Below are 8,764 nucleotides of genomic sequence, written 5' to 3' on the forward strand. Positions count from 1 at the left end.
GCTGGCTTCGTACCCAACGACATGCAGGTGGGCCAAACCGGTAAGATCGTCGCGCCCGAGCTGTACATTGCGGTGGGTATTTCAGGTGCGATTCAGCACTTGGCGGGCATGAAAGACTCCAAGGTGATCGTCGCCATCAACAAAGACGACGAAGCTCCGATCTTTCAGGTCGCCGACTACGGCCTAGTGGGGGATCTGTTCGAGATTCTGCCAGAGCTGGAAAGCAAGCTATAAGCCGTTGAATTGCTTGTCCGTCAAAAGCCGACTTCGCCAGAAGTCGGCTTTTTTATTTGGGGTGAATTCGATAAACTGACAATAGTTGACTAAGGTACTGGGATAAAAGATTTGCCGCCCATGGCAAAAAAATTGCCGTGGCGGTGGTTGAAAAGGGTGGAGTAAGACCACACCTACTGTAGTGAACGCAACAGAAGCCACTCAAGGAGAAGATAGCATGGCACATACCCTTCCTGAACTGCCGTACGCTTACGATGCTCTCGAGCCGAACATCGACGCGATGACGATGGAAATTCACCACTCTCGTCACCACAACACCTATGTCACCAACCTGAACGGCGCGCTTGAAGGTACTGGCCTTGAAGACGTTCCGGTTGAAGAGCTGGTTGCCAACCTGGATCGCGTACCAGAAGAGAAGCGCCAAGCCGTTATCAACAACGGTGGTGGTCACGCTAATCACTCTATGTTCTGGCAGATGATGTCTCCCAATGGTGGCGGTCAGCCCCAGGGTGACGTGGCAAAAGCCATCGACGCAGAGTTGGGCGGCCTTGATGCGTTTAAAGAAGCTTTCAAGAAAGCGGCGCTAGGTCGTTTTGGTAGCGGCTGGGCGTGGCTGTCCGTCACGCCGGAGAAAAAACTGGTCGTTGAGAATACCCTGAACCAAGACAGCCCGCTAATGCACGGCAACACGCCGGTGCTGGGTCTGGACGTTTGGGAGCACGCTTACTACCTGAAGTTCCAGAACAAGCGTCCTGACTACGTTGATGCCTTCTTCAACGTGGTTAACTGGGAAGACGTTGAGCGTCGTTACCAGGCCGCCACTGCCTAAACTCACATCAGGTGAGAGCGGTGTAAGCTATTTATACTGCTGAAAAACCGCCCCTGCTCAGGGGGCGGTTTTTTTGTTGCTGGGTATAGCGCTGGGCATTGACTGTCAATAACCTGTGGATGAAAAAATACCATATATGCTTGAATTGATTTTCTCGTGGTCTATATATAGTATGCGTGCTGTCTTTTAGAGGGGTAGAGCAGACCCTGTGCACTACCTGAAAATTGCCGCTATGAAAAGGAAAATAGCCATGGAAATCCAAATTTATAGCAAGCCTGCCTGTGTACAGTGCACCGCGACTTACCGTGCGTTGGACAAGCAGGGCTTAGAGTACACCGTGATCGATATTACCGCTGAGTCCGGTGCTCAAGAAGAAGTCGAAGCACTTGGTTATCGTCAGCTGCCGGTAGTTGTTGTTGGTGAAGAGCACTGGTCGGGTTTCCGTCCTGACCGCCTGCAAGCGTTGGCATAATCGTCATTCATGCACACTGCTGACGTGGAAGCCGAGCAGGCAGGTACGCTGATCTATTTTTCCACTAAGTCAGGCAACACCCACCGTTTTATTGAAAAGCTTGGCTTAAGCGCACAGCGGCTGCCGTTAAACCGTGAAGCGCCCACACTACGCGTTGAACAGCCCTACATATTGGTAACACCTACCTATGGTGGCGGCTCTGCCAATGGAGCCGTGCCGGGTCAGGTAATTCGGTTTTTAAATGACGAGCACAATCGACACCTCCTGCGAGGTGTCATTGCTGCTGGAAATACTAATTTTGGTGAGGCATACGGTTTGGCAGGGCGAATTATTGCCCAAAAGTGCCAGGTGCCGCTGCTTTATCGTTTTGAATTGTTTGGCACTGATGACGATGTCGCCAAGGTCCGCAAAGGAGTAGAAGAGTTTTGGAAACGTCAAGCTCAGTCTCTAAGAACGTAGCTACAAAAAACTCGGCAGAAACACCACGCCCTGCTGCGGGAGCAACCGAGGCGCGCACGTTGGATTACCATGCGCTGAATGCGATGCTTAATCTGTACGGTGCCAACGGCGAACTGCAGTTGGATAAAGACCGCGAAGCGGCGCGTCAGTACTTTCTGCAGCACGTTAATCAGAACACGGTCTTCTTCCACTCGCTGGAAGAGAAACTCGATTATCTGGTGGAAGAGCAGTACTACGAAGCCGAAATGCTGGCGCAGTACAGCTTTGCGTTTGTGAAGGCGCTGTTTGAGCAAGCCTATGCCTACAAATTCCGTTTTCCTAGCTTTCTGGGCGCGTTTAAGTACTACACCAGCTACACGTTAAAAACCTTTGACGGTAAGCGCTACCTTGAGCGTTATGAAGACCGCGTGTGCATGGTCGCACTAACACTGGCGCGCGGCGACGAAGTGCTGGCTAAGTCGCTGGTCGATGAAATTATTAGCGGCCGTTTCCAGCCTGCAACGCCGACGTTCCTCAACTGCGGCAAACGCCAGCGGGGGGAGCTGGTATCCTGCTTCCTGCTGCGTATTGAAGACAATATGGAGTCTATCGGGCGCTCCATTAACTCTGCGCTTCAGCTCTCCAAGCGTGGCGGCGGCGTGGCCTTCCTGCTGAGCAATATTCGTGAATCCGGCGCGCCGATCAAGCGTATCGAGAACCAGTCATCGGGCATTATCCCGATTATGAAGCTGCTGGAAGACGCGTTCTCCTACGCTAACCAGCTGGGTGCACGCCAGGGTGCCGGGGCTGTATATCTCAACGCTCACCATCCGGATATTTTGCGCTTCCTGGATACCAAGCGTGAAAACGCGGACGAAAAAATCCGCATCAAAACGCTGTCGCTGGGTGTGACTATTCCCGATATCACCTTTGAGCTGGCGAAGCGCAACGATGATATGTACCTCTTCTCGCCCTACGATGTAGAGCGGGTCTACGGCGTGCCGTTTGGCGATATCAGCGTCACCGAGAAATACCATGAAATGGTGGCTGACGCGCGTATTCGTAAACAGAAGATTAACGCCCGTGCCTTCTTCCAAACCCTGGCAGAGCTGCAGTTCGAGTCTGGCTACCCGTACATCATGTTTGAAGATACGGTCAACCGCGCTAACCCGATTGCGGGCCGTATCAATATGAGCAACCTCTGCTCTGAGATTCTGCAGGTTAATACGCCGACCGAGTATGACGACGACCTTGGCTACCGTGAGATTGGTCAGGATATCTCCTGTAACCTGGGCTCTATGAACATTGCCAAGGTGATGGATGCTGGCGATATCGGCACCAGCGTAGAGATTGCCATTCGCGGCCTCACCGCCGTATCGGAAATGAGCAACCTGCGCAGTGTTCCTTCTATTGCTGAAGGCAACGCCAAGTCTCGCGCCATCGGCCTTGGTCAGATGAACCTGCATGGCTTCCTGGCTCGCGAGCATATTTATTATGGCTCAGAAGAAGGGTTGGATTTCACTAACCTGTACTTCTACTGCGTTGCCTTCCATGCCATTCGTGCGTCGAACCAGCTGGCTATTGAGCATAGTGAGACCTTTGCAGGGTTCGAAGACTCTACCTATGCGTCGGGTACATTCTTTGATAAGTACACCGACCAAGCGTGGCTGCCGCGTACGGAGAAAGTCCGTCACTTGTTTGAGCGTAGCGGTATTGCACTACCTACTCAGGACGATTGGCAAGCGCTGAAAGCCTCGGTGATGGCGCACGGCCTATACAACCGTAACCTTCAAGCGGTACCGCCGACTGGTTCTATCTCGTACATCAACCACTCCACCTCGAGCATTCACCCGGTGGCGGCGAAGATCGAGATCCGTAAAGAGGGCAAGCTGGGTCGCGTTTACTACCCAGCGCCATTCTTGAACGAAGCGAATTTCGATTACTTCCAGGATGCCTACGAAATCGGTCCTGAAAAAATTATCGATACCTACGCAGAGGCGTCCAAGCACGTTGACCAAGGCCTCTCGTTGACGCTGTTCTTCCCGGATACAGCCACCACGCGGGATATCAACAAGGCGCAAATTTACGCATGGCGTAAAGGTATCAAGACGCTTTACTACATTCGCTTACGCCAAAGTGCGCTTGAAGGCACCGAGGTAGAGGGTTGCGTCTCCTGTACGCTGTAACCTCGGATACGCTTTTAAGAAGATGTTTGTGAGAGAACTCTGATGACGATGATGCAACGTTTGTCGCGAGTGAATGCGATTAACTGGAACCGCCTTCAAGACGATAAAGACCTTGAGGTATGGAACCGTCTGACCAGTAACTTCTGGTTGCCGGAAAAAGTGCCGCTCTCTAATGATATTCAGTCGTGGAACACGCTGACGCAGCAAGAGAAGCAGCTTACTATCCGCGTATTTACGGGCCTGACGCTGCTGGACACCATTCAAAGCAGCGTGGGTGCGCCTGTGCTAATGGAAGATGCCCGCACTCCTCATGAAGAAGCGGTATACACCAATATCGCCTTTATGGAATCCGTGCATGCGCGCTCCTACAGCTCGATTTTCTCGACGCTGTGTGCAACGCGTGATGTAGACGACGCGTTCCGCTGGAGTGAGGAAAATCCGACGCTACAGATGAAGTCGGAGCTCATCCTGAAGCGCTACCGCTCGGACGACCCGCTGATGCGCAAGGTGGCGAGCGTTTTCCTGGAGTCGTTCCTGTTCTACTCAGGCTTCTACCTGCCCATGTACTGGTCCAGCCACGCCAAGCTGACCAACACGGCAGACCTGATTCGTTTGATCATTCGTGATGAAGCGGTGCACGGTTACTACGTGGGCTACAAATTCCAGCAGGCGCTGGCAGAAGAGACGCCCGAGCGACAGCAGGAAGTCAAAGATTATGCTTACGAGCTGCTGCTGGAGCTTTACGACAACGAAGTTCGCTACACTGAATCGCTTTATGATGAGGTTGGTTTGTCGGAAGATGTGAAGAAATTCCTTCACTACAACGCCAACAAAGCCCTGATGAACCTGGGCTTTGAGCCGCTATTCCCCAGCAGCGTGACGGATGTCGACCCAACGATCATGGCCGCACTGTCACCCAGCGCGGATGAGAACCACGACTTCTTCTCAGGGTCTGGCTCTTCCTATGTCATTGGTAAAGCGGTTGCCACAGAAGACGACGACTGGGCATTTTAAGCACTGCCGTCGTTACGTCCTCTACGGGAGCCTATGGCTCCCGTTTTTTATGCGTGATACTGCCGGCAGGCTATTGTTGAATGTTAATGATAAATATTGTCATTTATTCTATTAGTGTTACGCTATGCACTGCACGCGTTAAACGCAAATCGTTCTTATACCTAATGAGTTTTAGCGCGCCGTTTGTAAAGGGGCGCTAAGCAGTGACGGAGACATAACGTGCTGAAAAGGCCTTTCTTTGCCTTGCGTGGGTGTTGGCTTGCAGGAGTGCTGGTCAGCGGTACGCTAATGGCAAGTGATGAGACAATGGATCAAGCGGCCCAAAGTGTCGAGGCCCAGCAAACCCAGTCTGAACTGCAGCAGCAAATTGACAGCGCGGATGAAGCTACGCGTTCCGCCATTGAGGAGTTGCGCCGCCTAGAGCGGGAAACCCGCCAGATGGAAGCCTCCAACGCAACGCTCAGTAGCCGCCTGGCTAGCGAAGCCGAGCGCCAGCAGCGATTAAGCCAAGCGCTTGATACGTTAAGCGATACCCGTGATGCGCTGCCCATGATCGAGCAGGATATGGCCGAGCAGCTAGCCCGTTGGATCGAGTCAGATCTACCTTTCTTAACCGATGAACGCCTCGCCCGGGTGGAATCCGCCGGTAATCCCGAGGCAGGCAGCGCTGAACGCATTGCCAGCTTGCTCGAAGCCTGGCGCGCTGAGCTGGCCTATGGCCGTGAAGTGGATAGTTGGCGAGGCCGGTTGGTGATGGAAGGAGCGTCGCCCAGAGAAGTCGAGTACCTACGTATTGGCCGTATTGGCTTTTACTACCTCACGCCCGATGGTCGGGAAGGTGGTGTATGGGATAAAGAGGGCGGTGAATGGCTAGCGTTAGACGAACCCGCTCGCCGTCAGGTACGCAACGGCCTGCGCATCGCTGATGATCAGCGCACGCCGGAGCTTCTGCAACTACCACTCTCTATTACTGCCCATGACCAAGGGGGCCAGTCATGAGTCTATTCTCTCGCCCAAAAGCATGGCTTTGCCTAACGTTACTGGTCGGCGCATTAACGAGCAGCGCTGCCATGGCCCAAAGCGACGAACTCGGGTCGCTAAGGGAGGTCCGAGAGGCTGCCCAAGCGCGTGATCAGGCGCGGCTGCAGTCATTCTTAGAAGATCAAGATGGCCTGGAAGCCGCCTTGGAGGAAGCACGTGCTGCCCATGAGGCGGCTGAAGAAGAGCAGGCAGCCCTTGAAGCGCAGCAGGAAGAGCAAAGCGAGCAGGCCCAAGCGCTTGCCCAGCGGCAAGAGGAGCAGGGAGAAGCGTTAACCTCATTGCTAGCAGATCTTGCCCGTCACAGTGAAGAAATTCGCAATGAGCTAGGCGGCGATAGCTGGCTAACGCTAGAGGCAGATGCGCTGCCGCCGCGCCTTAACGATGTCGACGTTCTGGAGCGCTCACAAATCGAGGCCGTGGTAGATAGCTTGGCAACACTCACTGTGAATACCGGTCGTGCCGAGCGCCTGGAGCTGCCGGTAGCGGATGCAAGCGGAGAAATAGAGTCACATAGCGTCGTGCGGCTGGGTGATTTTGCTGCCTTTACAGAATCTGCGCTGCTTAGAAAAGGGCAAGACGAAGAGAGCAGCCTCGCCGAAGTGCCGCGCACGCCAACAGCGGTCAGCGACCTGTTGGCGGCTTACCATCAGGGCGAGAGCCGTGAATTTGCCATTGACCCCACGCAAGGCAGTGTTCTGGAAGCGTTGGCGCAACAGCCCACGCTCTGGGAGCGCTTTCAGCAAGGAGGCTACGTCGGTTACGTCGTTGTCGTGCTCGGTGGTATTGGGCTGCTGGTGGCGTTAGCTCAGTATATTTACCTGCTGATGGTGAGTGCGCGTGTGCGTCGCCAGCGTCAAAACTTGGATCAGCCAAGCAAGGATAATCCGCTTGGTCGCGTGTTAGAACGCTTTAAGGAGATGGATAAGCACCAAACGCCGGAAGCGCTCGAAGCGAGGCTGGATGAGGCGGTACTCGCTGAGTTGCCGAAGATTGAGCGTGGTCAGCCTATCGTTAAATTGCTGGCCGCCATTGCACCTCTGCTGGGGCTACTGGGTACCGTGACAGGCATGATCGTGACCTTCCAAGCCATTACGGTATTTGGAACGGGCGACCCGCAGCTAATGGCTGGCGGTATCAGCCAGGCGTTGGTGACCACTGTTCTGGGCTTGGTAACCGCTGTGCCGCTGCTGTTTGCCCAAACGGCACTCTCCAGTCGCAGCCGTTTTATTACTCAGGTGATTGAAGGCGAAGCCAGCGCCACGTTGGCCGACCATCTGGAAGCGCAGTCCACTCTTTCTGGGCAAACGGTGAACTAGCATGCCGACCTTACCCCTTTGGCTAGAGCCAGTAGAGCGGCTGTTAGAGGCGGGCGGCGCTGTGCTAGTCGTGCTTGCGCTGGTGGCGGTGGTGGTGTTCGCCATGGCGATTGAGCGCTGGTGGTACTACCGCATCAGTTGGCGGCGCGCGCGCCATGAACTGGTTCGTCGCTGGGCAGCCCGTAGCGACCACCGCAGTTGGAGTGCGCGTACGCTACGTCATGTATGGAGTGCGGCCTTGGTAGCCAAGCTTCGCCGCCCGTTGCCCTGGATCAGACTGCTGGTGGTGCTCTGCCCGCTACTGGGGCTGTTGGGTACCGTCACCGGTATGATTACCGTTTTTGATAGTCTTTCGATGAGTGATACCCACCAAGCTCGGGCCATGGCCGATGGCGTCGCCCGAGCAACGCTGCCTACCTTAACGGGAATGGCCATTGCGGTCGTGGGTATGCTGTTTATTAGCCGTTTAGAGCACGTTATTCGTCGCGAAGACCAGCGTTTGCATGACCGCTTAGCGCGTGCCTTGGAGGAGAGTGATGCGTAGACGCCGTTCTATAGAGGCTGCCGACGACAGCAATGAGGTGAACTTAACGCCAATGCTGGATGTGGCGTTCATTATGCTGATCTTCTTTATCGTCACGACCAGCTTTATCAAGGAGAGCGGGGTGGAGATTGACCGTCCTGAAGCGTCTGCGGCCACTCCGCGCCCCGATGCCCAGGTGCTGATTGCTGTCACGCCGGAAGGAGCGGTATGGGTAGATGGCCAGCCGGTAGATCTACATCGTGTTGGTCAGCAGGTGGCTGGAATGCTCAGCGGTGAAGGGTCGGTGGTTATTCAAGCCGATCGAGAGTCCACCACGGGTGTGCTGATTGAGGTTATGGATCGTCTCCAGCAGGCTGGGGTCGAGCAGGTCGCCGTGGCAGCGAGCCGGAGTGCGCCATGATGCGTCATGCGTTGTCGATGCTAGGCGGTATTGCTCTGGCCGTCGGACTCTTCTGGATGCTGGCGCTGCTGGTGGCACCACCTGAACAGCAAGTCGATGAGCCCATTATGACGATGTCCATGACCATGGTGGAAGCGCCGGAGGTGGCGCCCGAACAGGAGGCACCGCCTCCCGCGCCTGCGCAAGCAGCACCTGCGCCGCCGCCTATGCCGACTCCCGCGCCTGCACCAGTGGCCACTAGTACGATTGCGTTGCCCGAGGTAGAGCTGCCTGACGCGCCGGTAGAGCCC

At 55.0% G+C, this 8,764-nt stretch carries 10 protein-coding genes and 1 pseudogene; all 11 read left to right on the forward strand.

What is annotated here, in order from left to right; translation table 11 throughout:
• Positions 1-234: FAD-binding protein (locus tag BIS10_RS15505; protein ID WP_253503669.1), on the forward strand; the 234-nt coding region annotated here is incomplete at its 5' end.
• 217 nt (positions 235-451) lie between these two features.
• Complete coding sequence (locus tag BIS10_RS15510; RefSeq protein ID WP_253506444.1) at positions 452-1,063, forward strand: superoxide dismutase; 612 nt, start codon at positions 452-454, stop codon at positions 1,061-1,063.
• Between the two features lie 250 nt (positions 1,064-1,313).
• A complete protein-coding gene (nrdH, locus tag BIS10_RS15515; protein WP_253506447.1) occupies positions 1,314-1,535 on the forward strand; it encodes a glutaredoxin-like protein NrdH in 222 nt (73 codons plus the stop codon).
• A 9-nt stretch (positions 1,536-1,544) separates the two neighbouring features.
• Positions 1,545-1,994, forward strand: coding sequence for a class Ib ribonucleoside-diphosphate reductase assembly flavoprotein NrdI (nrdI, locus tag BIS10_RS15520; protein ID WP_253506449.1), 450 nt, complete (start codon positions 1,545-1,547; stop codon positions 1,992-1,994).
• A 59-nt stretch (positions 1,995-2,053) separates the two neighbouring features.
• On the forward strand, positions 2,054-4,159 hold the full coding sequence (nrdE, locus tag BIS10_RS15525; protein WP_392567188.1) for a class 1b ribonucleoside-diphosphate reductase subunit alpha: 2,106 nt from the start codon (positions 2,054-2,056) through the stop codon (positions 4,157-4,159).
• Between the two features lie 42 nt (positions 4,160-4,201).
• Positions 4,202-5,173, forward strand: a complete 972-nt coding sequence (gene nrdF, locus BIS10_RS15530) for a class 1b ribonucleoside-diphosphate reductase subunit beta (RefSeq protein WP_044630793.1) — start codon at positions 4,202-4,204, stop codon at positions 5,171-5,173.
• Between the two features lie 219 nt (positions 5,174-5,392).
• Complete coding sequence (locus BIS10_RS15535; RefSeq protein ID WP_253506455.1) at positions 5,393-6,172, forward strand: DUF3450 domain-containing protein; 780 nt, start codon at positions 5,393-5,395, stop codon at positions 6,170-6,172.
• Positions 6,169-7,530, forward strand: a complete 1,362-nt coding sequence (locus BIS10_RS15540; RefSeq protein ID WP_253506458.1) for a MotA/TolQ/ExbB proton channel family protein — start codon at positions 6,169-6,171, stop codon at positions 7,528-7,530. Before BIS10_RS15535 ends, BIS10_RS15540 begins: the two co-directional genes overlap by 4 nt.
• Position 7,531: 1 nt before the next feature.
• Entirely contained in the window at positions 7,532-8,074 is a 543-nt protein-coding gene (locus BIS10_RS15545; protein WP_253506460.1) for a MotA/TolQ/ExbB proton channel family protein, read from the forward strand.
• Positions 8,067-8,474, forward strand: coding sequence for a biopolymer transporter ExbD (locus BIS10_RS15550; protein WP_253506463.1), 408 nt, complete (start codon positions 8,067-8,069; stop codon positions 8,472-8,474). The genes BIS10_RS15545 and BIS10_RS15550 overlap by 8 nt, the downstream gene beginning before the upstream one ends.
• A pseudogene (locus BIS10_RS15555) lies at positions 8,471-8,764 on the forward strand (iron transporter); the annotation flags it as partial. The gene BIS10_RS15550 and the pseudogene BIS10_RS15555, both read left to right, overlap by 4 nt.

This window comes from Halomonas sp. 707B3, from assembly GCF_024158645.1.
In the GTDB taxonomy this organism is placed as follows: domain Bacteria; phylum Pseudomonadota; class Gammaproteobacteria; order Pseudomonadales; family Halomonadaceae; genus Vreelandella; species Vreelandella lionensis.